Source organism: Burkholderia sp. AU16741, assembly GCF_002223345.1.
Taxonomy (GTDB): domain Bacteria; phylum Pseudomonadota; class Gammaproteobacteria; order Burkholderiales; family Burkholderiaceae; genus Burkholderia; species Burkholderia sola.
The window spans coordinates 312,715-335,213 of the sequence record NZ_NKEZ01000005.1; the positions used below are offsets into that span (position 1 = coordinate 312,715).

Consider the following 22,499-nt stretch of genomic DNA (forward strand, 5'->3'; position numbering starts at 1 on the left):
CGGATGGCTCAATGCGCCTGGGTCGTGGCAAACTGCCGGTATGACTCCCTCCTTGCCATGAAAGCCAGCCTTCAACTCCGCCTGTCGCAACATCTTGCGCTGACGCCCCAGCTGCAGCAGTCGATCCGGCTCCTGCAGTTGTCGACGCTCGAATTGCAGCAGGAAGTCGCGATGGCCGTCGCGCAGAACCCGCTGCTCGAGAACGACGACGAATGGATCGCGAGCCCGCTGCGCGTCGCGGCCGACGGATCGCTGATCGCGCAGACGCCGCCCGCCTCGAACACCGAACCCGCCGCGGCCAACGGCAGCAGTACGTCCAGCGATCGCGCGGAGCGCGACGAGCCGGCCGGCGCCGACGAATACGACGGTTACGGCTCCGCCGACGGCAACGACGGCCCGCAGTGGAACCTCGACGAATACGGCCGCTCGAGCGGCGCGTCCGACGACGACGACTTGCCGCCGCTGCAGGTGCAGGAAGCCGCGACGTCGCTGCGCGACCACCTGTCCGCGCAGTTGCGCGTCACGCAGGCCGGCCCGCGCGATCGCGCGCTCGTGATGTTCCTGATCGAATCGCTCGACGACGACGGCTACCTGACCGCCACGCTCGACGAAGTGCTCGCCGACCTGCCGCCCGAACTCGAAATCGACTGCGACGAACTGAACGCGGCGCTCGCGCTGCTGCACAGCTTCGACCCGGCCGGCGTCGGCGCCCGCTCGGCCTCCGAATGCCTGAAGCTCCAGCTGCTGCGCCTCGATCCGTCCCCCACGCGCACGCTCGCGCTCGAGATCGTGTCGCAGCATCTCGAACTGCTCGCCGCACGCGACTTCACACGGTTGCGCAAGCACCTGAAGGCGAGCGACGACGCGCTGCGCGACGCGCATGCGCTGATCCGCTCGCTGGAGCCGTTCCCCGGCGCCGCATACGGCAAGGCCGAGGCCGACTACGTCGTGCCCGACATCATCGTGAAGAAGGCCGGCCAGGGATGGCTCGCGGAGCTCAATCCGGAGGTCGTGCCGCGCCTGCGGATCAACAACCTGTACGCGAACATCCTGCGCAACAGCCGCGGCGATCCGTCGGCCGGATCGCTGAAGCAGCAGCTCCAGGAAGCACGCTGGTTGATCAAGAACATCCAGCAGCGTTTCGAGACGATCCTGCGTGTCGCGCAGGCTATTGTCGAGCGTCAGAAGAATTTCTTTGCGCACGGTGAAATTGCCATGCGCCCCTTGGTTTTGCGGGAAATAGCTGATACGCTGGGCCTACACGAGTCGACTGTCAGCCGTGTGACAACCGGGAAGTACATGCTGACCCCGTTCGGGACGCTGGAATTTAAGTACTTCTTCGGATCTCACGTCTCGACCGACACCGGTGGCGCCGCCTCGTCGACCGCCATCCGAGCCCTCATCAAGCAACTGATAGGAGCTGAAGACCCAAAATCGCCACTTTCGGACAGCCGCATTGCCGAGCTGCTGGCAGAACAGGGTTTCGTGGTCGCGCGCCGCACGGTTGCGAAATATCGCGAAGCCCTCAAGATCCCGGCAGTGAATCTGCGCAAGTCTCTTTAAGCCTGCTGCCTGCCCGGCGGCAGGCGTGTCCCGACCACCGCGCACACGGGGAACAGGCCGGGCGACCTGTCCGCGATACGCCGCCTTTCCGCGGCATGGGCAAGTCGACCGGAGCGCCGCCTCGATGCGGCCGGGTGGTCACTCGCTTGGAGAAGCACTATGAACCTGAAGATCAGTGGACATCATCTCGAAGTCACGCCTGCCATTCGCGAATACGTGATCACCAAGCTGGACCGGGTGCTACGGCATAGCGATCAGGTGATCGATGGCACTGTGATCCTCTCGGTCGACAACCACAAGGAAAAGGACAAGCAGCAGCGCGCGGAAATCAACCTGCACCTGAAGGGCAAGGACATCTTCGTCGAAAGCGCGAACGGCAACCTGTATGCCGCGATCGATCTGTTGATCGACAAGCTGGATCGCCAGGTCGTCAAGCACATGGAGCGCCTGCAAACGCACGCGCACGACCCGATCAAGCTGCAGCCGTCGATCGACCAGATCGAACTGCCGCCGCAATAACCGTCACAGCAACACGCACGCCGCCCGGTTCGCCGGGCGTTTTTTTTGCCACGCCGAGCGCAGGTGCCACCGGTCCGTCCGTGCTGCGCCACGCACGCGGCTGTGCTCTATAATGTTCCGGTTATCGCCGGGGGGTGTTGGATGCGGTAGCGGCGTTGCAGGTTGCCATGCCACATGCCTTGATATCGCCGAACATGGAAAATCAGTCCGCCGCCGCAAGGAGACCCCAGGCCGCCCAATCGCCTGCCAACATGAATCGCCTAGCCAAAATCCTGCCCATAGAGAACGTCGTCATCGACCTCTCGGTCACCAGCAAGAAACGCGTCTTCGAACAAGCCGGGCTGATGTTCGAGAATCAGAACGGCATCGGCCGCAGCACCGTCACGGACAACCTGTTCGCGCGCGAGCGCCTCGGTTCGACCGGGCTCGGCGAAGGTGTCGCGATTCCGCACGGCCGCATCAAGGGCCTCAAGCATCCGCTCGCCGCGTTCGTCCGCCTCGCCGATGCGATCCCGTTCGAAGCGCCCGACGGTCAGCCTGTCGGTCTCCTGATCTTCCTGCTCGTCCCCGAGCAAGCCACCCAGCAGCACCTCGAGATCCTGTCGGAAATCGCGCAACTGCTGTCCGACCGCGACGCACGCGAGCGTCTGCACAACGAAACGGATATCGCCGAGTTGCATCGCCTGCTCACTCAGTGGCAACCTTGAGTTGTTCCGGGCGGAATATTTCCCCGTACGAGGCGGCACGCGCCGCCCAGGGCCGCCCGGCGCCGGCCCGGCATGGCGACGTCCGTCGCCGCGCGCCCGCACCGGCCCATTGGAGTGACGAGAGTCATGGATACGTCCAGCATCAACGCCCAGAGCATCTTCGACGACAACGCAGCGACGCTGAAACTGAGCTGGCTGACGGGGCATGAAGGCTGGGAGCGCGGCTTTTCGGCCGACACGGTCGGTAACGCAACGTCGAGCGCCGACCTCGTCGGCCACCTGAACCTGATCCACCCGAACCGGATCCAGGTGCTCGGCGAAGCCGAAATCGACTACTACCAGCGCCAGACCGACGAAGACCGCTCGCGCCACATGGCCGAGCTGATCGCACTCGAACCTCCGTTTCTCGTCGTCGCCGGCGGCGCCGCGGCGCCGCCCGAACTGGTGCTGCGCTGCACGCGCTCGTCCACGCCGCTGTTCACGACGCCGATGTCGGCCGCCGCGGTGATCGACAGCCTGCGGCTCTACATGTCGCGCATCCTCGCGCCGCGCGCGACGCTGCACGGCGTGTTTCTCGACATCCTCGGGATGGGCGTGCTGCTGACCGGCGATTCCGGCCTCGGCAAGAGCGAGCTCGGCCTCGAGCTGATCAGCCGCGGCCACGGCCTCGTCGCCGACGACGCGGTCGATTTCGTCCGTCTTGGCCCCGATTTCGTCGAAGGCCGCTGCCCGCCGCTGCTGCAGAACCTGCTCGAAGTGCGCGGCCTCGGCCTGCTCGACATCAAGACGATCTTCGGCGAAACCGCGGTGCGACGAAAAATGAAGCTGAAGCTGATCGTCCAGCTCGTGCGTCGCCCCGACGGCGAATTCCAGCGCCTGCCGCTCGAAAGCCAGACCGTCGACGTGCTCGGCTTGCCGATCAGCAAGGTCACGATCCAGGTCGCGGCCGGCCGCAACCTCGCGGTGCTCGTCGAGGCGGCCGTCCGGAACACGATCCTGCAGTTGCGCGGAATCGACACGTTGCGCGATTTCATGGATCGGCAACGGCTCGCGATGCAGGATCCCGACAGTCAGTTCCCCGGCAAACTGGTGTAACCCGCACGCGCCGGCCGCGCAACGCCGACGCGTCGAGCCGGTGCTATGATGAAACGTCAGGATTCTCCGTTCCCATGCGCATCGTCCTCATCACCGGCATCTCCGGCTCAGGCAAGTCCGTCGCGCTGAACGCGCTCGAGGACGCAGGCTATTACTGCGTCGACAACCTGCCGCCGCACGTGCTCCCCGAACTCGCCCGCTACCTCGAGCAGGACGGCCAGCGCCGGCTCGCGGTTGCGATCGACGCGCGCTCGAGCGCATCGCTCGACGAAATGCCCGGCCTGATCCGCGAGCTGTCCCGCGAGCACGACGTGCGCGTGCTGTTCCTCAACGCGAGCACCCAGGCGCTGATCCAGCGCTTCTCCGAAACGCGCCGCCGCCATCCGTTGTCCGGCTCGCTGTCGCACGATGCGGACGTCGGCCTGCTGTCGTCGCTCGAGGAAGCGATCGAGCGCGAGCGCGAGCTTGTCGCGCCGCTCGCCGAATTCGGCCACCAGATCGATACCAGCACGCTGCGCGCGAACGCGCTGCGCACCTGGGTCAAGCGCTTCATCGAGCAAAAGAACAACGACCTGATGGTGATGTTCGAATCGTTCGGCTTCAAGCGCGGCGTGCCGCTCGACGCCGACCTGATGTTCGACGTGCGCGCGCTGCCGAATCCGTACTACGACCACGAGTTGCGCCCGCTCACCGGGCTCGACCAGCCGGTCATCGCCTTTCTCGACGCACTGCCGATCGTCCACCAGATGATCGACGACATCCATGCGTTCCTGATGAAATGGCTGCCGCACTTCCGCGACGACAACCGCAGCTACCTGACCGTCGCCATCGGCTGCACGGGCGGCCAGCATCGCTCGGTGTTCATCGCGGAAACGCTCGCCGCGCGCCTGGCGCGCGAGGCGAACGTGATCGTGCGGCATCGTGACGCGCCCGTGGATGTCGACGCGTCGTCGCGGCTCGTCTCCGAGGTCGACCGACCCTAGCGACACCCGCCCCCACGCCCGCGCGCCATGTCCTCCTTATCGACCACCCTGATCGACCTGCCGCTGTTTCCGCTGCACACGGTGCTGTTTCCTGGAGGGCTGCTCCCGCTCAAGGTGTTCGAGGCGCGCTATCTCGACATGTCGCGCGCCTGCCTGCGCGACGACGCACCGTTCGGCGTGTGCCTGCTCAAGAGCGGGCCCGAAGTCGCGCAGGACGGCGCGGTGTCGGTGCCCGAAACCATCGGTTGCATGGCGCGCATCACCGAGTGCGATACCGGCGAATTCGGGATGCTGTATCTGCAGGCGGTCGGCACGCAGCGTTTCGAGCTGCTGTCGTATCGCGTCGAAGGCAACGGGCTGCTGGTCGGCATCGCGGAGCCGCTGCCCGACGACATTCCGCTCGAAGGCGAACAGGCGCTCGCGCAGTTCGGCTCGTGCGCCGAGGTGCTCGAACGCATCATCGATGCGCTGAAAAAATCCGATCCGCAGAAAATGCCGTTCGGCGAACCGTTCCGCCTCGACGATCCGAGCTGGGTATCGAATCGCCTCGCGGAACTGCTGCCGCTCGACCTGCGCGCGCGGCAGAAGCTGATGGAGTTTCCGGACGTCGGCGCGCGCATCGACGCCGTGCACCACGTGCTCGACCGGCACGGCTGGCTGTAGCGACCGCGCGCCGATCCGCCGCGAGTCGCGCGTCGTGCCCGCCCGAAGGCCATTCCTTCCTGCGGGCGACAACGCGGCGCCTTCGCGAACGCGGCCCGCGCCGCGCCCTTTCTTCCCCGCTCGTTACAGCAACGGCCCGCTCAGCGCATCGAGCAGCCTGCGCACGGGCGCCGGCACGCCGTACGCGTCGAGCCGGCTCAGCGGCACCCATGCGGTGTCCGCGTCCCGCGCCTGCGACGGCAGGCCGCCGCCGTCGGCCACATCGCTCAGCCGCGGCTCGATCTCGAGCCGGAAATGCGTGAACGTATGCGTGAGCGGCGCAAGCGGCACCGTGCCGCCGCCGCCGAAACCGCGCGCGAGATCGGCGAGCGCGGCATCGCCGTCCGCTTGCGGCAGGCTCCACAGGCCGCCCCAGATGCCGGTCGGCGGCCGTCGCTCGAGCAGCACGGCGTCGCCGTCGCGCAGCACGAGCATCCAGGTCTTGCGCGTCGGCACGGCCTTCTTCGGCCGGGCGGCCGGCAGTTCGCGCTGCCGGCCGGTCGATTGCGCGACGCAGTCGCCCGCGAACGGGCAGCGCGCGCAGTCGGGCTTGCCGCGCACGCACAGCGTCGCGCCCAGGTCCATCAGCCCCTGCGTATACGCGCTCACGTCGGCCGCGTTCGCGGCATCGGGCAGCAGCGATTCGGCGAGTGCCCACATGTCGTTCTCGACCCGCTTCTCGCCCGGAAAGCCCTCGACGCCGAATACCCGCGCGAGCACGCGTTTCACGTTGCCGTCGAGGATCGTCGCGCGCGCGCCGTACGCAAACGACGCGATTGCGGCGGCCGTCGAGCGGCCGATGCCGGGCAGTTCGGCCAATGCGTCGGGCGTCGCCGGAAACGCGCCGCCGTGCTCGGCGACGACGACCTGCGCGCAGCGGTGCAGGTTGCGCGCGCGCGAGTAGTAGCCGAGCCCCGCCCATAGCGCCATCACGTCGTCGGCCGGCGCGGCCGCGAGCGCGGCGACGTCGGGGTAGCGGTCGAGAAAACGCGTGTAATACGGAATGACGGTCGACACCTGCGTCTGCTGGAGCATGATTTCCGACAGCCAGATCCGGTACGGATCGCGGGTGTTCTGCCACGGCAGGTCATGGCGGCCATGCTCGCGCTGCCACGCGACGAGACGCGTGGCGAACGTGCGGTGCAGCGGCGTGACGGGGAACGGAGCGGGGGCGATGCGGGGCGGCTTCAAGTTATCTGATCGGGGAAAAGGGTTTCAACGCTGGCACGTCGGGCAAAAATAGGTCGACCGCTGGCCCTGCACGATCTGGCGGATCGGCGTGCCGCATACGCGGCAAGGCTGGCCGGCACGATCGTAGACGAAGCAATCGAGCTGGAAGTAGCCGCTTTCGCCGTTGCTGCCGACGAAATCGCGCAACGTGCTGCCGCCGCGCTCGATCGCGTCGGCGAGCGTCGCGCGCACCGCATCGGCCAGCCGCTCGTAGCGCGGCAGCGAAACCTTGCCGGCGGCCGTCGTCGGCCGGATGCCGGCGCGAAACAGGCTCTCCGACGCATAGATGTTGCCGACGCCGACGACCATGTCGCCCGCGAGCAGCGCCTGCTTGACCGACACCGTGCGGCCGCGCGTGCGCGCATGCAGCAGAGCGCCGGTGAACGCCGGCGAGAACGGCTCGACGCCGAGGCTCGCGAGCAGCGGATGCGCATGCACGTCACCGGCTTCGCGCGGGTGCCACAGCACGGCGCCGAAGCGGCGCGGATCGCGGAAGCGCAGCACGAATTCGTCGAAGATCCAGTCGATGTGGTCGTGCTTCGCGGCGATCGGCACGCCGGCCGCGGGCAGCACGCGCAGCGTGCCCGTCATCCCGAGATGGACGATGAACCAGCCCGCATCGACTTCGAACAGCAGGTACTTGCCGCGGCGCTCGACGGCGAGCACCTCGCGCGCGCGCAATTGCTCGGCGAGCCCGGCCGGCACGGGCCAGCGCAGCATCGCGGTACGGACGTCGACACGCTCGACGCGGCGGCCCGCGACAAAGGGCTCGATGCCCCGGCGCGTGACTTCGACTTCTGGCAACTCTGGCATGTTTTGCGGGTCTGAGGCTACGGTCTGCTTACATAGGGAACGCGCATGCGCCGCCGCGAGAACGGCCGTTCTCGCGGCGGCCCCGAATTAAACACGGGAATGCCCGAAATCGCTCGCCTGGCAGCACGCGAGGCGGGCGATTTCGGGCATTCGCATGGGGGTTCCACAGGTAAACGGACCCTATCACGATCGTGCGTGTATTGTAGCGAGCGCGTTACAATCGGTTGAAACATCGAACGGATTTCCATGACCCTGCCCTCGAAGCTGCTTCAGGAGCGCCCCGCCGCCGTGCGCGGCGCGCGCGCCTTCCCGGTCCGCCGTGCACTCGGTGCCGCGCTGTTTGCCGCCTGGACCCTCACCGCCTTTCCGGCCCACGCGCAGAATCCGGCATCGGACGACGCGGAGCCGCAGGGTGCGTTCGAGCACGTGTTGCCGGACGAGCAGAAGAATCTCCCCGGCGTGCCGCTGACGGGCCAGATCGTCTACCAGGTGCTCGCCGCCGAGGTCGCGCTCCAGCGCAACCAGCCGGCGCCGGCGTACCAGACTTACCTCGCGCTGGCCCGCGACACGCGCGATCCGCGCATGGCGCAGCGCGCGACCGAAATCGCGCTCGGCGCGCAGAGCCCGGCCGACGCGCTGTCCGCCGCGAACCTGTGGCGTCAGTACGCACCGGATTCGAACCGCGCGTCGCAGGTCGACGCCGCGCTGCTGGTGCTCGCCGGCAAGCCGGCCGACGCGCAGCCGATGCTCGCGCGCGAGCTGGCCCGCGCGACCGGCGACACGCGCGGCCCGGCGATCCTCGCGCTGCAGGCGCTGCTCGTGCGCGGCCCCGACCGCGTCGGCGGCCTCGCGGTGCTGAAGGACATGCTGAAGAACGACATGAACCGCCCCGAAGCGCAGCTCGCGATCGCGCGGCAGCAGCTCGCGGTCGACGACAAGGAAGGCGCCGCGCAATCGCTGAAGCAGGCGCTGCAGATCCGCCCCGACTACCTGCCGGCGGCGCTGATGCTGTCGCAGATGGGGCCGGCGGAACGCGCGGCGGGCATCGCGTCGTTCGAGAAGTATGTTCAGCAGAATCCGAAGTCGCGCGACGCACGGCTCGCGCTGTCGCAGCTCTATCTCGCCGACGATCGCCTCGACGACGCGCAGAAGCAGTTCGAGACGATGCGCAAGCTCGACGCGAAGGATCCGACGCCGCTGATGGCGCTCGCGCTGATCAAGATCCAGCAGAAGAAACTCGACGAGGCGACCGGCTACCTGAAGCAATACGTGCAGCTCGGCGACAAGCAGCCGAACCTCGACGTCGGCCAGGGCTACATCTACCTCGCGCAGATCGCGATCGACCAGAACAACGACGCGCAGGCGTCGCAATGGCTCGACAAGGTCGACCAGACGAGCCAGCACTACCTGCCCGCGCAGATCACGCGTGCGCAGCTGCTGCAGAAACAGGGCAAGACCGACGAGGCGCGCAAGGTGCTCGACAACCTGCCGATCTCGGATCCGCGCGACGCGGCCGTGGTGGCGCGCACCGATGCGTCGATCCTGTTCACCGCGAAGCGCTATCCGGAAGCGGAGGCGCGGCTCGGGCAGGCCGTCCAGGACTTCCCGGACGATCCCGACCTGCGCTACGACTACGCGATGGCGGCCGAAAAGACCGGCCACTACGCGACGATGGAAAAGCAGTTGCGCGAGTTGATCCGTACGCAGCCCGACAACCCGCAGGCCTACAACGCGCTCGGCTATTCGCTCGCCGACCGCAACCAGCGCCTGCCCGAGGCCAGCAAGCTGATCGACAAGGCGATGGCGCTCGCGCCGAACGACGCGTACATCATGGACAGCCTCGGCTGGGTGAAGTACCGGATGGGCGACACGGCCGGCGCGACGAAGGTGCTGCAGCGTGCATACGAACTGCAGCCGAACGCCGAGATCGGCGCGCATCTCGGCGAAGTGCTGTGGAAGAGCGGCGCGCAGGACGACGCGCGCAACGCGTGGCGTGCCGCACAGAAGCTCGAGCCCGACAACGAAACGCTCGTGCAGACGCTCAAACGCCTGCAGATCAACGGCCTCTGATGCGGATGTTCCCGATGTTTTCCCTGTCCTCCCGCGCGCGGCGCACGCTGGCCGCGGCCGGCGCGGCGCTCGCGCTCGCCGGCTGCGCGAGCACGCCGCCGTCGGCCAACGCGCCGACGGGCGCCGTGCTGCAGACGGCGGCGGCGCATGCGTACCACGGCCGCTTCGCGGTGCGGTACGACGATCGTCTCGGCAACCCGCAGAACGTGTACGGCAACTTCGACTGGCAGGAGCACGGCGACGACGTGTCGCTCGAACTGCGCAGCCCGCTCGGCCAGACGCTCGCGGTCGTGAAATCGACGCCGCGCGCGGCGTCGCTCGAATTGCCGAACCGCCCGACCCAATATGCGCCCGACGTCGGCGACCTGATGCAGAAAACGCTCGGCTTCGAGCTACCGCTCGCGGGCCTGCGCTACTGGCTGCTGCCGACCGCCGCGCCCGCGACGCCCGCCGAAACCGTGCGCGACCCGGCCGACAGCACGCGCATCAAGCAGTTGCGCCAGGACGGCTGGACGATCGACTACCTTGCCTACGCGGATGCCCCGGCCACGGGCGTCAAACGCGTCAACCTCGTGCGCGCCACGCCGCCGCTCGACATCAAGCTCGTGCTCGATCAGTGAGCACGCGCGCCTAGCCCCGATACCCGCATGACCGATTCGACCCGCTCGCTGCGCAACTGCCTGGCGCCCGCGAAACTCAACCTGTTCCTGCACATCACCGGCCGCCGTCCGAACGGCTATCACGATCTGCAGAGCGTATTCCAGCTGCTGAACTGGGGCGACACGCTGCACTTCACGCGGCGCGACGACGGCCGCGTCGCACGCGTCACCGACGTGCCGGGCGTGCCCGAGGAGAGCGATCTCGTCGTGCGCGCGGCGAACCTGCTGAAGACGCATACGGGCACCGCGCACGGCGTCGACATCGAGATCGACAAGATCCTGCCGATGGGCGCCGGGCTCGGCGGCGGCAGCTCCGACGCGGCGACGACGCTGCTCGCGCTGAACCGCCTGTGGCAACTCGATTTGCCGCGCGCCGAACTCCAGGCGCTCGCGGTCAAACTCGGCGCCGACGTCCCGTTTTTTATTTTTGGAAAAAATGCGTTCGCGGAGGGTATCGGAGAAGAATTAGCTGAGGTACAATTGCCGACTCGCTGGTTCTTGGTTGTGACGCCACGCGTTCATGTCCCGACCGCTGAAATATTTTCAGATGAGTTGTTGACAAGAAATACGAAGCCCGTCACAATTGCTGACTTTCTTGCACAGCAAACCAGCGATACGGGATGGCCAGATAGCTTCGGTCGGAACGATATGCAGGAAGTTGTAACAAGGAAGTACGCGGAAGTTGCGCAGGCGGTCAAATGGTTGTATGATGTGACCCCCGCGAGGATGACCGGCTCCGGAGCAAGCGTGTTTGCAGCGTTTCACAGCAAGCACGAGGCAGAAGCGGCGAAAGCCAAGTTGCCCGCCAGTTGGAATGGCGCAGTTGCCGAGAGTCTGAACGAGCATCCGCTCTTCGCTTTCGCGTCATGAAGTTTTACTTTGCCGAACGGCCTACAAGTTCGGTGAAGTTATCAGTTAAGTGTAGGGGAGTCGCCAAGTTGGTCAAGGCACCGGATTTTGATTCCGGCATGCGAGGGTTCGAGTCCTTCCTCCCCTGCCAAAAATTTTCCCGCATTTCCCGCCCAAGCCTGAAGCAGGTGCACGATGAGCAGCCACAGCCATGATGGCCTGATGGTCTTTACTGGCAACGCGAATCCCGCGCTCGCCCAGGAAGTCGTCAGTATCCTTGGTATTCCCCTCGGCAAAGCGATGGTCAGCCGTTTCTCCGACGGCGAAATCCAGGTCGAGATCCAGGAAAACGTGCGCGGCAAGGACGTCTTCGTCCTGCAATCTACGTGCGCACCGGCGAACGACAATCTGATGGAACTGATGATCATGGTCGATGCGCTCAAGCGCGCATCCGCAGGCCGGATCACCGCTGCCATCCCCTACTTCGGCTATGCGCGTCAGGATCGCCGCCCGCGTTCGGCGCGCGTCGCGATCTCAGCGAAGGTCGTCGCGAACATGCTGGAAATCGCCGGCGTCGAGCGGATCATCACGATGGATCTGCACGCCGACCAGATTCAGGGCTTCTTCGACATCCCGGTCGACAACATCTACGCGACGCCGATCCTGCTGGGCGACGTGCGCAAGCAGAACTACTCGGATCTGCTCGTCGTGTCGCCGGACGTCGGCGGCGTGGTGCGTGCCCGGGCGCTCGCGAAGCAGCTCAACTGCGATCTCGCGATCATCGACAAGCGTCGTCCGAAGGCGAACGTCGCCGAAGTGATGAACATCATCGGTGAAGTCGAAGGCCGCACCTGCGTGATCATGGACGACATGGTCGATACGGCAGGCACGCTCTGCAAGGCTGCACAAGTGCTGAAGGCACGCGGTGCGAAGCAGGTGTTCGCGTACGCGACGCACCCGGTCCTGTCGGGCGGCGCCGCCGAGCGTATCGCCGCATCGGAACTCGACGAGCTGGTCGTCACCGATACGATTCCGCTGTCGGCCGAATCGCTGGCATGCTCGAAGATCCGCTCGCTGACGAGCGCGAGCCTGCTGGCCGAGACGTTCTCGCGGATCCGCCGCGGCGATTCAGTGATGTCGCTGTTCGCGGAATCCTGATCGCGAATCGACGGAACAAAGCATGCGCGAAAAGCGAAGCGGCAACGCTTCGCTTTTTGCACAATCGGACGGGATAGACGAAACCCCGGCCGTTTCATCGGGGGCCGCTTGATGGCCCCGTTTTACTGCCTGGTCGCGGGCAGCACATGGAGAATCACATGAAAGTCGTCGCTTTCGAGCGCCAACAGCAAGGTACGGGTGCGAGCCGCCGCCTGCGCAACGCCGGTAAGACCACGGGTATCGTCTACGGTGGCGAAGCAGCCCCGCAAAAGATCGAACTGGATCACAACGCGCTGTGGCATGCACTGAAGAAGGAAGCCTTCCACTCGTCGATCCTCGACCTGGAAGTCGCTGGCCAGTCGCAACAGGTTCTGCTGCGCGACGTGCAATACCACCCGTTCAAGCAACTCGTGCTGCACGTGGACTTCCAGCGCGTCGACGCGAAGAAGAAGCTGCACACGAAGGCACCGCTGCACTTCCTGAACGCGGAAGTCAGCCCGGCCGTGAAGCTGTCGAGCGCGATCGTCTCGCACGTCGCGACGGAAATCGAAATCGAGTGCCTGCCGGCTGACCTGCCGGAGTTCCTCGAAGTCGACCTGTCGAAGATCGAAGCCGGTCAATCGCTGCACGCGAAGGACATCGCGCTGCCGAAGGGCGTCGCGCTGGTCGCGCACGTCGACGCGGAAAACCCGGTCATCGCTTCGGCGACGGTCCCGGCGGGTGCCGTGTCGGACGCAGCAGAAGGCGAAACGCCGGCTGCCTAAGCGGCTGCCTGCACGCCCCATCGATCCGTTTCACGAAACGGTCGACGCAACCCGCCGCGGCTTGCCCGGCGGGTTTTTCTTTTTCTGCGCCCAGGCGGCAGCCGCCGCCTTCGAAACGTCATGATCAAACTGATCGTCGGCCTCGGCAATCCCGGGGCGGAATACACCGCGACGCGCCACAACGCCGGTTTCTGGCTGATCGACCAGCTCGCTCGCGAAGCCGGCACGACGCTGCGCGACGAACGCCGCTTCCACGGCTTCTACGCGAAAGCGCGCCTGCACGGCGAGGAAGTGCATCTGCTCGAGCCGCAGACCTACATGAACCGCTCCGGCCAGTCGGTCGTCGCGCTCGCGCAATTCTTCAAGATCCTGCCCGACCAGATCCTCGTCGCGCACGACGAGCTCGACCTGCCGCCCGGCACCGTGAAGCTGAAGCTCGGCGGCGGCAGCGGCGGCCACAACGGCCTGAAGGACATCACCGCGCACCTGTCGTCGCAGCAATACTGGCGGCTGCGGATCGGCATCGGCCATCCGCGCGACCTGATTCCGGAAAGCGCGCGCGCCGGCGCGAAGCCCGACGTCGCGAACTTCGTGCTGAAACCGCCGCGCCGCGAGGAACAGGACGTGATCGACGCATCGATCGAACGCGCGCTCGCCGTGATGCCGATGGTCGTCAAGGGCGAACTCGACCGCGCGACGATGCAGCTGCATCGCAGCTGACCGCACCGCGCACGGGCCGGTGCATCGGCCATCCGGCCAACCCGACGGCCTCGCCTGACCCACCGCGACGCGCACATGCGGTAATCTGGGCGTTTTGCCCGACAGGAGCCAAGCGGTGAGCCGTTACTGGAGCGACGTCGTTCAGCAATTGGTGCCTTACGTGCCGGGCGAACAGCCCGCGCTCGCGCACCCCGTCAAGCTGAACACCAACGAGAATCCCTATCCGCCGTCGCCGCGCGTCGTCGCGGCGATCGCACGCGAACTCGGCGACACCGGCGACACGCTGCGCCGCTATCCCGACCCGGTCGCACGCGCGCTGCGCGAGACGGTCGCGGCCCATCACCGCATCCAGCCCGAACAGGTGTTCGTCGGCAACGGCTCCGACGAGGTGCTCGCGCATGCGTTCCAGGCGCTGCTCAAGCACGACCGGCCGCTGCGCTTTCCCGACATCACGTACAGCTTCTATCCGACCTACGCGCGCCTGTACGGCGTCGAGACCACGGTCGTGCCGCTCGCGGACGATTTCTCGATCCGCGTCGACGACTATCTCGACGACGCCGGCGGCGTGCTGTTTCCGAACCCGAACGCGCCGACCGGGCGCGCGCTGCCGCTCGCGGACGTCGAGCGCATTGCGGCCGCGAACCCGTCGTCGGTCGTCGTGATCGACGAAGCGTACGTCGATTTCGGCGCGCAGTCGGCGATTACGCTGATCGACCGCCATCCGAACCTGCTCGTCGTGCATACGACGTCGAAGGCGCGCTCGCTCGCGGGCATGCGCGTCGGCTTCGCGTTCGGCGATGCGGCGCTGATCGACGCGCTGAACCGCGTGAAGGACAGCTTCAATTCGTATCCGCTCGACCGGCTCGCGCAGGTCGCCGCGCAGGCTGCGTATGAAGACACCGATTATTTCAACGCCACCTGCCGGCGCGTGATCGACAGCCGGGCGCGGCTCACGCATGCGCTCGCCGCGCTCGGCTTCGAGATCGTGCCGTCGGCCGCGAATTTCGTGTTCGCGCGCCATCCGGCGCACGACGCGGGCGCGATCGCGGCGAAGCTGAAGGAACGGGAAATTTTCGTGCGGCACTTCCGGCTGCCGCGGATCGACCAGCATCTGCGCATCACCGTCGGCACCGATGCCGAATGCGATGCGCTCGTCGCGGCGTTGCGCGAGCTGCTGGGCTGATATGGAAGAACCGACGCCGGTCTGAAAGAAAGCGCGACGCGCGCCCGTCGATCGGAGCGCGCGTCAGCGCAGGATCACGATGCGTCGTCGCCCTTCACGGCGATCAACGCGTGGTACTTCTCCATCAATTGCGCGTGCGATTCGTCATGCTGCGGATCGCGCGGAATGCATTCGACCGGACACACCTGCTGGCACTGCGGTTCGTCGAAATGGCCGACGCACTCGGTGCACTTGTTCGGGTCGATCACGTAGATATCCGGGCCCATCGAAATCGCGCCGTTCGGGCACTCGGGCTCGCACACGTCGCAATTGATGCACTCGTCGGTAATCATCAAAGCCATACTGATCTCACTTCTTCAGGCCGGCGGCCGGCTTCGCAACGAAACCGGCCGGCGCCGCATCACGCGGCAGGGCCTCCCATCGCCGTGACTTTCTCGGTCAGCCACTTCTCGACGGACGGAAACACGAATTTGCTGACATCGCCGCCCAATTGCGCGATTTCGCGCACGATCGTCCCCGAGATGAACTGGTACTGGTCGGACGGCGTCATGAACATCGTCTCGACGTCGGGCAGCAGATAGCGGTTCATCCCCGCCATCTGGAACTCGTATTCGAAATCGGATACGGCGCGCAGCCCGCGCACGATCACGCGCGCATTGTTGACGCGGACGAAATCCTTCAGGAGGCCGGTGAAACTCATCACCTTCACGTTCGGATAATGGCCGAGCACCTCGTTCGCAATCGTCAGACGTTCTTCGAGCGAGAAAAACGGCTTCTTCGCGCGGCTGTCGGCAACGCCCACCACCAGCGTATCAAAAATGCTCGACGCACGCCGCACGAGGTCTTCGTGCCCGCGCGTCAGCGGATCGAACGTACCGGGATACACGGCGACTACCATGTCGCTCCTCCTGTCATCACGCAAACGGGATGGCAGCCGTGCGATGCACGCGCCGCTGCCGAGATGGGCATGCGTCGCCTTCGCGGCGCGCCGCCTCGTATGGAACGCGCATTATTCATCATTTTCGCGGCGCAGCAAATGATAGTGAACCGCACCGGCCTTGCCGTGCTTCACCACCTGCCAGCCCGCGAGCGCGTCGTGCGCGGCCGGATCGAGTTCCGCCCCCGTTTCGACGTACAGCGCGCCGCCCGCCGCGACGAGCGGCGCCGACAGCGCGATCGCGCGATCGCGCGCGGCCAGGTCATCGAACGGCGGATCGAGGAACACGACGTCGAACGCACCCGGCGTGAGCCCGGCCGCGAGCCGCAGCGCATCGGCTTCGGCGATCTCGACCGAACGGGCGCCGAGCTTGTCCTTGATCGCACGCAACTGCTGCGCGGCGCGCGGATGGCGCTCGACCATCACGACGCTCGCCGCGCCGCGCGATGCGGCCTCGAAGCCGAGCGCGCCGGTGCCCGCGAACAGGTCGAGGCAGCGCCGGCCTTCGAGATCCTGGCCGAGCCAGTTGAACAGCGTCTCGCGTACGCGATCGGGGGTCGGGCGCAGGCCGTCGAGATCGAGCACCGCGAGCGGCGTGCGTTTCCAGTCGCCGCCGATGATGCGGATCGTGTGCGGCTTGCCGCGGCTGGAAGGGGCCGCCGGGCGGCCGGAAGAGGAACGGGACATACGGGATATCGACAACGGAGGAACCGGGCGCGCGCGAGGGGCGCCGCCAAACAGGCGCACGTTACCACAGCGGCGGCGCGCACTGACGCGAGCGCCGCGCCGCACTGATAAAATGCACGGTTTCGGCCGCCGAGCGCCGCGTCCGCGCGAACGCAGAACGGCCCGTCCGGCGCCCCGCCCCCGCGGCGGCCCGCCCTCTTCCCGACGCCAGACCATGTTCAGTTTCTTCAAACGATTCAAAAAAACGCAGGAGCCCGATCCGGCGGAATCGCAATCGGCCGACGCGCAGCAAGCGGACGAAGCGTCCGACGCCGACGCGCCCGAGCCCGACGCGCCGCCCGCGGCCGACCTGCCGCAGGCGAGCGCGCAACCGGCCGCGCCGGCCGTCGTGATGACGGTCACGCCGACCAACGACGGCCGCGACGAAGTCGTCGAGACGGTCGAGATCGTCCCGCCGCCGCTGCAGGACGCCTCCGCGAAAAAGTCGTGGCTCGCGCGCCTGAAAACGGGGCTCGCGAAGACGGGCTCGAGCATCACCGGCGTCTTCGTCAACACGAAGATCGACGAGGACCTGTACGAGGAGCTCGAAACCGCGCTGCTGATGTCCGACGCGGGCGTCGACGCGACCGAGTACCTGCTCGGCGCGCTGCGCGAGAAGGTGCGCACGGGCCGGCTGACCGATCCGCAGCAGGTAAAGGATGCGCTGCACGGCCTGCTCGTCGAGTTGCTGACGCCGCTCGAGAAATCGCTGATGCTCGGCCGCGCGCAACCGCTCGTGATGATGATCGCCGGCGTGAACGGCGCGGGCAAGACGACCAGCATCGGCAAGCTCGCGAAGCATCTGCAGAGCTTCGACCAGTCGGTGCTGCTGGCCGCCGGCGACACGTTCCGCGCGGCCGCGCGCGAGCAGCTGGTGGTCTGGGGCGAGCGCAACAACGTGACGGTCGTGCAGCAGGAAAGCGGCGATCCGGCCGCGGTGATCTTCGACGCGGTCAGCGCCGCACGCGCGCGCAAGATCGACGTGATGATGGCCGACACGGCCGGCCGCCTGCCGACGCAGCTGCACCTGATGGAAGAGCTGAAGAAGGTGAAGCGCGTGATCGCGAAGGCGCACGACGGCGCGCCGCACGAAGTGTTGCTGGTGATCGACGCAAACACCGGCCAGAACGCGCTCACGCAGGTGAAGGCGTTCGACGACGCGCTGGGCCTGACCGGCCTGATCGTCACGAAGCTCGACGGCACCGCGAAGGGCGGGATTCTCGCCGCGATCGCGCGGCAACGGCCGGTGCCCGTCTACTTCATCGGCGTCGGCGAGAAGGTCGAGGACCTGCAACCGTTCAGCGCGGTGGAATTCGCGGACGCGCTGCTCGGCTGAACGCCGCCGGTCCGCTTCGCACCAAGGCGCCTTCGGGCGCCCTTTTTCGTGCGCGCCCGATCCGGCCCGCCACGGGTCGCGGTGCGCCTTCCGCGCTCATTCCGCGTCCGGCTGCACGCCCGGCTCGGCGGCCTTGAACGCATCAAGCGTCGCCGCATGATCGGCGATCCGCTGGATCGTCGGGAAACGCGTCGTGTCGATCGAAAAGCGGTTCGCGTTGAACACCTGCGGCACGAGGCACACGTCGGCGAGCGTCGGCGTGTCGCCGAAGCACAGCTTGCCGGTGCGCGGATCGTTCGCGAGACGCGTCTCCAGCGTGTCGAAGCCCGCCTCGATCCAGTGCCGGTACCACGCGTTCTTGGCATCCTCGGACACCTTCAGCGTGTGCTTCAGGTACTTGAGCACGCGCAGATTGTTGAGCGGGTGGATTTCGCACGCGATCTGCAGCGCGACCGATCGCACGTACGCGCGATCGACCGGCCGATTCGGCAGCAACGCGGGCTCGGGATGAATTTCGTCGAGATATTCGATGATCGCGAGCGACTGCTGCAGCGTCGCGTCGCCATCGACCAGCGTCGGCACGACCCCGTCCGGATTCAGCGCGCGGTACGCGTCCTTCAGTTGCTCGCCGCCGTCGCGCAGCATGTGCACGGGCGCATAGTCGAACGGCAACTGCTTGAGGTTCAGGGCGATCCGCACGCGGTACGACGCGGAACTGCGGAAATAGCTGTAGAGCTTCATGGGATGTCTCTCTTTTGGTCGTATTCGGCCGGCGGCGACATCGGCGCGGCGCGGCGGCGCGCGCGCCGCCGGGAACCAGAGTGTAGCGCGGCACGATGCGCGGCCGCGCCCGTGCGATACTCGGGGCATCCCTCACCGCTCACCGCGCGGCCCGATGCCGGCCGCCCGCCCCACGCTCCGATGACCGCTTCCCACGATCCCGCCGCCGCTCCGTTCCCCTGCGCCCGCTTCATCAAGGAAATCGGCCGCGGCCCGAACGGCGCGCGCGCCCTGTCCGCCGAGGACACGTTCGCGCTCTATCGCGCGATGCTCGATGCGCGCGTGTCGGACGTCGAACTCGGCGCGATCCTGATCGCCTACCGGCTGAAAGGCGAATCCGCCGACGAACTGGCCGCGATGCTCGCCGCCGCGCAGGCGTCGTTCGAGCCCGTGCACGTACAGGACGCCGCGTTCCGCCCGGTGTCGATCCCGAGCTACAACGGCGCGCGCAAGCAGCCGAACCTCGTGCCGCTGCTCGCGCTGCTGCTCGCGCGCGAAGGCGTGCCGGTGCTGGTGCACGGGGTGGAGCGCGATCCCGGCCGCGTGACGAGCGCCGAGATCTTCTCGGCGCTGTCGCTCGCGCCGTCGACGTCGCACGATGCGATCGAGGACACGCTCGCCGAGCGCCGCGTCGCGTTCGCGCCGATCGACGTGCTGGCGCCGCGCATCGCGCACCTGCTGTCGCTGCGCGGCGCGCTCGGCGTGCGCAACTCGACGCATACGCTCGTGAAGATCCTGCAGCCGTTCGCGCCGGCCGGGCTGCGGCTCGTCAACTACACGCACCCGCCGTACCGCGACAGCCTCGCGCAGCTGTTCCGCGATCATCCGGACGCCGCGCTCGGCGGCGCGCTGCTCGCGCGCGGCACCGAAGGCGAGGCGGTGGCCGACACGCGGCGCCAGGTGCAGGTCGACTGGCTGCACGACGGCGTGTGCGACACGCTGATCGACGCCGAGCGTTCGTCGACCGACGCGCCGCCCGTCGCGCTGCCCGAGTCGCGCGACGCGGCGACCACGGCCGCGTGGACGGACGCGGTGCTGCGCGGCGAGGTGCCGGTGCCCGACACGGTGGCGCGACAGGTCGCGACGATCGTACAGATCGCCCGCGTCGCGCGCTGACGGCTCGGCGCCGACCTGCCCCTTTATCCCGACATTTGACACGCGAGCGCATCCTGGCATAGAGTGGTCGCCATGCGTTCCTTTCCGAACACCCTCCGAATTACCTCCGGCCGCCTAGCGCGGCCGCTATCGCTACGACTAGCCTAAGGCTGTCGTAGCGCCGTGTGCTGTTCGCACGGTCCTCCCAGCAGTTCCTCGCCGTACCCCTCTCGCAGTTTTTACAACCCGAAGTCGCCAGCATTCGTCCGTCCATCCGTCGGCCGATTCGCGAAGATCATCCGCATCCGCGGCGCCATTGCGCGCCGGATGCGAGGCAGCGCCCACCGGCGCCCGTGCCGCCCGTCTTCGCTCGCGACTTGAGACCCGAGGTCCAGAAGATGATGCGCAATCCGCAAGACAAGTACCGTCCGTTCGAGCCCGTCCGCCTCAATGGCCGCCGCTGGCCCGCCCGCACCATCAAGCGTGCGCCCGTGTGGATGAGCACCGACCTGCGCGACGGCAACCAGTCGCTGATCGAGCCGATGAGCATCGAGCAGAAGCTCGAGTTCTTCGAAATGCTGGTCGCCATCGGGTTCAAGGAGATCGAAGTCGGTTTTCCGTCGGCGTCGCAAACCGACTTCGATTTCGTCCGCAAGCTGATCGACGACAAGCGGATTCCCGACGACGTGACGATCGAAGTGCTCGTGCAGTCGCGTGAAGACCTGATCGCGCGCACGTTCGATGCGCTCGAAGGCGTGCCGCGCGCGATCGTGCACCTGTACAACGCGGTCTGCCCGTCGTTCCGCCGCATCGTGTTCGGGATGTCGAAGGACGACGTGAAGGCGCTCGCGATCGACGGCACGCGCATCATCAAGGCACACGCCGCCGCGCGCCCCGATACGCACTGGACCTTCCAGTACTCGCCGGAAACCTTCAGCATGACCGAGCTGACGTTCGCGCGCGAGATCTGCGACGCGGTCGCGCAGACCTGGCGCCCGACCCGCGACCACAAGATGATCGTCAACCTGCCGGCCACCGTCGAGGCCGCGACCCCGAACGTGTTCGCCGACCAGATCGAATGGATGGACCGCAACCTCGCGTACCGCGACAGCATCGTGCTGTCCGTGCATCCGCACAACGATCGCGGCACCGCGGTCGCGGCGGCCGAACTCGCGCTGCTCGCGGGCGCCGATCGCATCGAAGGCTGCCTGTTCGGCAACGGCGAGCGCACCGGCAACGTCGATCTCGTCACGCTCGCGTTGAACCTCTACACGCAAGGCATCGACCCGGGCCTCGATTTCTCCGACATCGACGCGGTGCGCCGCGTCGTCGAGCGCTGCAACCAGATTCCCGTGCATCCGCGCCACCCGTACGCGGGCGACCTCGTGTTCACCGCGTTCTCGGGCTCGCACCAGGATGCGATCCGCAAGGGCTTCGCGCAGCAGCGCCCCGACGCGGTGTGGGAAGTGCCGTACCTGCCGATCGACCCGGCCGACCTCGGCCGCAGCTACGACGCGGTGATCCGCGTGAACAGCCAGTCCGGCAAGGGCGGCGCGACGTTCCTGCTCGAGCGCGGGATGGGCTTCACGCCGACGCGCCGCGTCCAGATCGAGTTCAGCCATGCGGTGCAGACGCTCGCCGACGCCTCGGGCGAGGAAGTGACGGGCGACGCGATCTGCGCGCTGTTCGCGCGCGAATTCCTCGAGACCGACGGCCCGGCCGCGCGCCACGGCAGCGGCGCGCGCTGGCAAAACCGCGAGATCGCGGGGGCGCCCGCCGCCGATGCAACGCCCGACGACGCCGCGCGACATTTCGCCGCGGCTTTCGCGGCGGCCGCCGGCGCCGCGATCGACGTCGCGTCGTGCGAACACACGCGCGCCGTGGACGGCCGGATCGCGGTATCGGTCGGCTGCCGGGTCGGCAACGCGCCGCTGCGGCACGGCGTCGGCGTGCATGCCGACGCGGCGGTCGCGGCGCTCGATGCGGTCGCGAGCGCGATCAACCGCTCGGCATGGCACTGCGCGGATCGACGCGCGGCGGCCTGAGCGCCGGACTTCGATGCAGGGTTGAATGTCAGCGAGCGGTGCGTGACCGCCCGTGCGCCGCGCGATCCGCGCCGCACGAGGCAGCAAAAAGCGGCTCAGAAGGCCGCTTCGGTCGATGCATGAAAAGGGGCGCCACCCGCGCTCATGTTTCGGTCGCGCACCGCGTCGCCTGCCACGCGAACAGGCACCAGCGGCCCTGGTCGTGCGTGTGGACGGACGTATAGGCAATCGGAAAGACGAGGCCGCCGTTGTTCGTTTCCATCTCGATCAACGCGCGCCCGGTGACGACGCAAGTGGCGTCGCCGACCGGCAGCACGTCCTGCGACTGGATTTCGATCTGACGATAGCGGCGGCGGCCGGCGACGATGGCGTCGATGAACTGCTGCTTGGTTTCGCGTTTGCCGTTGGTGTGAACGAAAAACACCTTGTCCGACAACAGCGCGTCGAGCGCCTCGCCGTCGCCGTCCACCATCGCCCGGAACCGATCGCGCTCGAGCGCGCGGATCGCATCGACCACCTTCGTCATCGCCTGACTCCTCGGCAACGCGCCCGCGTTGCCCGGGCG

General features: G+C 67.1%; 23 protein-coding genes and 1 tRNA gene. 17 read left to right on the forward strand and 7 right to left on the reverse strand.

The features are described from left to right. The first annotated feature begins 57 nt into the window (after window positions 1-57). The 6 genes from CFB89_RS14620 (at window position 58) to CFB89_RS14645 (ending at window position 5,530) form a co-directional block, all read left to right on the forward strand. Window positions 58-1,563 (forward strand): RNA polymerase factor sigma-54, encoded by a 1,506-nt coding sequence (locus tag CFB89_RS14620; protein ID WP_089468482.1) that lies wholly within the window; start codon window positions 58-60, stop codon window positions 1,561-1,563. A gap of 159 nt (window positions 1,564-1,722) precedes the next feature. Then, window positions 1,723-2,082, forward strand: a complete 360-nt coding sequence (hpf, locus tag CFB89_RS14625) for a ribosome hibernation-promoting factor, HPF/YfiA family (RefSeq protein ID WP_006477786.1) — start codon at window positions 1,723-1,725, stop codon at window positions 2,080-2,082. A 194-nt stretch (window positions 2,083-2,276) separates the two neighbouring features. Further along, a complete protein-coding gene (locus tag CFB89_RS14630; RefSeq protein WP_027806888.1) occupies window positions 2,277-2,789 on the forward strand; it encodes a PTS sugar transporter subunit IIA in 513 nt (170 codons plus the stop codon). 126 nt (window positions 2,790-2,915) lie between these two features. Beyond that, window positions 2,916-3,884 carry an HPr(Ser) kinase/phosphatase gene (hprK, locus tag CFB89_RS14635; RefSeq protein ID WP_006483133.1) on the forward strand — a complete coding sequence of 323 codons (969 nt, stop codon included), beginning with the start codon at window positions 2,916-2,918 and terminating at the stop codon, window positions 3,882-3,884. Window positions 3,885-3,958: 74 nt separating this feature from the next. Further along, the gene (rapZ, locus tag CFB89_RS14640) at window positions 3,959-4,867 is read left to right on the forward strand and encodes an RNase adapter RapZ (protein ID WP_089468483.1); all 909 of its coding nucleotides are present in this window, start codon (window positions 3,959-3,961) and stop codon (window positions 4,865-4,867) included. 27 nt (window positions 4,868-4,894) lie between these two features. Continuing rightward, complete coding sequence (locus CFB89_RS14645; protein WP_059575655.1) at window positions 4,895-5,530, forward strand: LON peptidase substrate-binding domain-containing protein; 636 nt, start codon at window positions 4,895-4,897, stop codon at window positions 5,528-5,530. 123 nt (window positions 5,531-5,653) lie between these two features. Here the strand turns inward: CFB89_RS14645 and mutY are convergent, their stop codons facing one another. Both mutY and mutM read right to left on the reverse strand, forming a co-directional pair. Next, the gene (gene mutY, locus CFB89_RS14650) at window positions 5,654-6,760 is read right to left on the reverse strand and encodes an A/G-specific adenine glycosylase (protein WP_089468484.1); all 1,107 of its coding nucleotides are present in this window, start codon (window positions 6,758-6,760) and stop codon (window positions 5,654-5,656) included. A gap of 24 nt (window positions 6,761-6,784) precedes the next feature. Beyond that, window positions 6,785-7,612: a bifunctional DNA-formamidopyrimidine glycosylase/DNA-(apurinic or apyrimidinic site) lyase gene (gene mutM, locus CFB89_RS14655; RefSeq protein ID WP_089468485.1), complete on the reverse strand. Its 828-nt coding sequence runs from the start codon at window positions 7,610-7,612 to the stop codon at window positions 6,785-6,787. 246 nt (window positions 7,613-7,858) lie between these two features. Here mutM and CFB89_RS14660 point away from each other — a divergent pair, with 246 nt between their 5' ends. The 8 genes from CFB89_RS14660 (at window position 7,859) to hisC (ending at window position 15,015) form a co-directional block, all read left to right on the forward strand. Further along, entirely contained in the window at window positions 7,859-9,682 is a 1,824-nt protein-coding gene (locus CFB89_RS14660; protein ID WP_089468486.1) for a tetratricopeptide repeat protein, read from the forward strand. Then, window positions 9,682-10,302, forward strand: a complete 621-nt coding sequence (gene lolB / locus CFB89_RS14665; protein ID WP_089468487.1) for a lipoprotein insertase outer membrane protein LolB — start codon at window positions 9,682-9,684, stop codon at window positions 10,300-10,302. Before CFB89_RS14660 ends, lolB begins: the two co-directional genes overlap by 1 nt. Window positions 10,303-10,329: 27 nt before the next feature. After that, window positions 10,330-11,211, forward strand: a complete 882-nt coding sequence (gene ispE / locus CFB89_RS14670; RefSeq protein WP_089468488.1) for a 4-(cytidine 5'-diphospho)-2-C-methyl-D-erythritol kinase — start codon at window positions 10,330-10,332, stop codon at window positions 11,209-11,211. A 53-nt stretch (window positions 11,212-11,264) separates the two neighbouring features. Next, window positions 11,265-11,341: transfer RNA gene (locus tag CFB89_RS14675), tRNA-Gln, on the forward strand. Between the two features lie 44 nt (window positions 11,342-11,385). Then, on the forward strand, window positions 11,386-12,348 hold the full coding sequence (locus CFB89_RS14680) for a ribose-phosphate pyrophosphokinase (RefSeq protein ID WP_089468489.1): 963 nt from the start codon (window positions 11,386-11,388) through the stop codon (window positions 12,346-12,348). A gap of 158 nt (window positions 12,349-12,506) precedes the next feature. Further along, the gene (locus tag CFB89_RS14685; protein ID WP_011546248.1) at window positions 12,507-13,112 is read left to right on the forward strand and encodes a 50S ribosomal protein L25/general stress protein Ctc; all 606 of its coding nucleotides are present in this window, start codon (window positions 12,507-12,509) and stop codon (window positions 13,110-13,112) included. Window positions 13,113-13,232: 120 nt separating this feature from the next. Continuing rightward, on the forward strand, window positions 13,233-13,832 hold the full coding sequence (gene pth, locus CFB89_RS14690) for an aminoacyl-tRNA hydrolase (RefSeq protein WP_031403074.1): 600 nt from the start codon (window positions 13,233-13,235) through the stop codon (window positions 13,830-13,832). Window positions 13,833-13,947: 115 nt separating this feature from the next. Then, window positions 13,948-15,015, forward strand: coding sequence for a histidinol-phosphate transaminase (gene hisC / locus CFB89_RS14695; protein WP_089468490.1), 1,068 nt, complete (start codon window positions 13,948-13,950; stop codon window positions 15,013-15,015). Window positions 15,016-15,089: 74 nt separating this feature from the next. On the opposite strand, the gene CFB89_RS14700 is transcribed toward hisC, so the two are convergent. From CFB89_RS14700 to rsmD, 3 genes are all read right to left on the reverse strand, one after another. Beyond that, on the reverse strand, window positions 15,090-15,356 hold the full coding sequence (locus tag CFB89_RS14700; protein ID WP_006477774.1) for a YfhL family 4Fe-4S dicluster ferredoxin: 267 nt from the start codon (window positions 15,354-15,356) through the stop codon (window positions 15,090-15,092). Window positions 15,357-15,415: 59 nt separating this feature from the next. Continuing rightward, window positions 15,416-15,913, reverse strand: a complete 498-nt coding sequence (coaD, locus tag CFB89_RS14705; protein ID WP_006477773.1) for a pantetheine-phosphate adenylyltransferase — start codon at window positions 15,911-15,913, stop codon at window positions 15,416-15,418. A gap of 111 nt (window positions 15,914-16,024) precedes the next feature. Further along, entirely contained in the window at window positions 16,025-16,639 is a 615-nt protein-coding gene (rsmD, locus tag CFB89_RS14710; RefSeq protein ID WP_089468491.1) for a 16S rRNA (guanine(966)-N(2))-methyltransferase RsmD, read from the reverse strand. Window positions 16,640-16,853: 214 nt separating this feature from the next. Between rsmD and ftsY the strand changes: the two genes are divergently transcribed. Next, entirely contained in the window at window positions 16,854-18,014 is a 1,161-nt protein-coding gene (gene ftsY / locus CFB89_RS14715) for a signal recognition particle-docking protein FtsY (RefSeq protein WP_089468492.1), read from the forward strand. 96 nt (window positions 18,015-18,110) lie between these two features. Here the strand turns inward: ftsY and maiA are convergent, their stop codons facing one another. Beyond that, window positions 18,111-18,755 (reverse strand): maleylacetoacetate isomerase, encoded by a 645-nt coding sequence (gene maiA, locus CFB89_RS14720; RefSeq protein WP_089468493.1) that lies wholly within the window; start codon window positions 18,753-18,755, stop codon window positions 18,111-18,113. Window positions 18,756-18,935: 180 nt separating this feature from the next. On the opposite strand from maiA, the gene ybiB reads away from it, so the two are divergent. Together ybiB and leuA are read left to right on the forward strand one after the other, a co-directional pair. Beyond that, complete coding sequence (gene ybiB, locus CFB89_RS14725) at window positions 18,936-19,910, forward strand: DNA-binding protein YbiB (protein WP_089468494.1); 975 nt, start codon at window positions 18,936-18,938, stop codon at window positions 19,908-19,910. 377 nt (window positions 19,911-20,287) lie between these two features. Next, complete coding sequence (leuA, locus tag CFB89_RS14735) at window positions 20,288-21,934, forward strand: 2-isopropylmalate synthase (RefSeq protein WP_089468495.1); 1,647 nt, start codon at window positions 20,288-20,290, stop codon at window positions 21,932-21,934. A gap of 142 nt (window positions 21,935-22,076) precedes the next feature. On the opposite strand, the gene CFB89_RS14740 is transcribed toward leuA, so the two are convergent. Continuing rightward, a complete protein-coding gene (locus tag CFB89_RS14740; protein WP_089468496.1) occupies window positions 22,077-22,460 on the reverse strand; it encodes a nuclear transport factor 2 family protein in 384 nt (127 codons plus the stop codon). Window positions 22,461-22,499 lie beyond the last annotated feature (39 nt).

Coding starts and splice junctions, on each gene's coding strand:
- CFB89_RS14620 (WP_089468482.1), top strand. CDS start 58: ATGAAAGCCAGCCTTCAACTCCGCCTGTCGCAACATCTTGCGCTGACG.
- hpf (WP_006477786.1), top strand. CDS start 1,723: ATGAACCTGAAGATCAGTGGACATCATCTCGAAGTCACGCCTGCCATT.
- CFB89_RS14630 (WP_027806888.1), top strand. CDS start 2,277: ATGGAAAATCAGTCCGCCGCCGCAAGGAGACCCCAGGCCGCCCAATCG.
- hprK (WP_006483133.1), top strand. CDS start 2,916: ATGGATACGTCCAGCATCAACGCCCAGAGCATCTTCGACGACAACGCA.
- rapZ (WP_089468483.1), top strand. CDS start 3,959: ATGCGCATCGTCCTCATCACCGGCATCTCCGGCTCAGGCAAGTCCGTC.
- CFB89_RS14645 (WP_059575655.1), top strand. CDS start 4,895: ATGTCCTCCTTATCGACCACCCTGATCGACCTGCCGCTGTTTCCGCTG.
- mutM (WP_089468485.1), bottom strand. CDS start 7,612: ATGCCAGAGTTGCCAGAAGTCGAAGTCACGCGCCGGGGCATCGAGCCC.
- CFB89_RS14660 (WP_089468486.1), top strand. CDS start 7,859: ATGACCCTGCCCTCGAAGCTGCTTCAGGAGCGCCCCGCCGCCGTGCGC.
- lolB (WP_089468487.1), top strand. CDS start 9,682: ATGCGGATGTTCCCGATGTTTTCCCTGTCCTCCCGCGCGCGGCGCACG.
- ispE (WP_089468488.1), top strand. CDS start 10,330: ATGACCGATTCGACCCGCTCGCTGCGCAACTGCCTGGCGCCCGCGAAA.
- CFB89_RS14680 (WP_089468489.1), top strand. CDS start 11,386: ATGAGCAGCCACAGCCATGATGGCCTGATGGTCTTTACTGGCAACGCG.
- CFB89_RS14685 (WP_011546248.1), top strand. CDS start 12,507: ATGAAAGTCGTCGCTTTCGAGCGCCAACAGCAAGGTACGGGTGCGAGC.
- pth (WP_031403074.1), top strand. CDS start 13,233: ATGATCAAACTGATCGTCGGCCTCGGCAATCCCGGGGCGGAATACACC.
- CFB89_RS14700 (WP_006477774.1), bottom strand. CDS start 15,356: ATGGCTTTGATGATTACCGACGAGTGCATCAATTGCGACGTGTGCGAG.
- coaD (WP_006477773.1), bottom strand. CDS start 15,913: ATGGTAGTCGCCGTGTATCCCGGTACGTTCGATCCGCTGACGCGCGGG.
- rsmD (WP_089468491.1), bottom strand. CDS start 16,639: ATGTCCCGTTCCTCTTCCGGCCGCCCGGCGGCCCCTTCCAGCCGCGGC.
- ftsY (WP_089468492.1), top strand. CDS start 16,854: ATGTTCAGTTTCTTCAAACGATTCAAAAAAACGCAGGAGCCCGATCCG.
- maiA (WP_089468493.1), bottom strand. CDS start 18,755: ATGAAGCTCTACAGCTATTTCCGCAGTTCCGCGTCGTACCGCGTGCGG.
- ybiB (WP_089468494.1), top strand. CDS start 18,936: ATGACCGCTTCCCACGATCCCGCCGCCGCTCCGTTCCCCTGCGCCCGC.
- leuA (WP_089468495.1), top strand. CDS start 20,288: ATGATGCGCAATCCGCAAGACAAGTACCGTCCGTTCGAGCCCGTCCGC.
- CFB89_RS14740 (WP_089468496.1), bottom strand. CDS start 22,460: ATGACGAAGGTGGTCGATGCGATCCGCGCGCTCGAGCGCGATCGGTTC.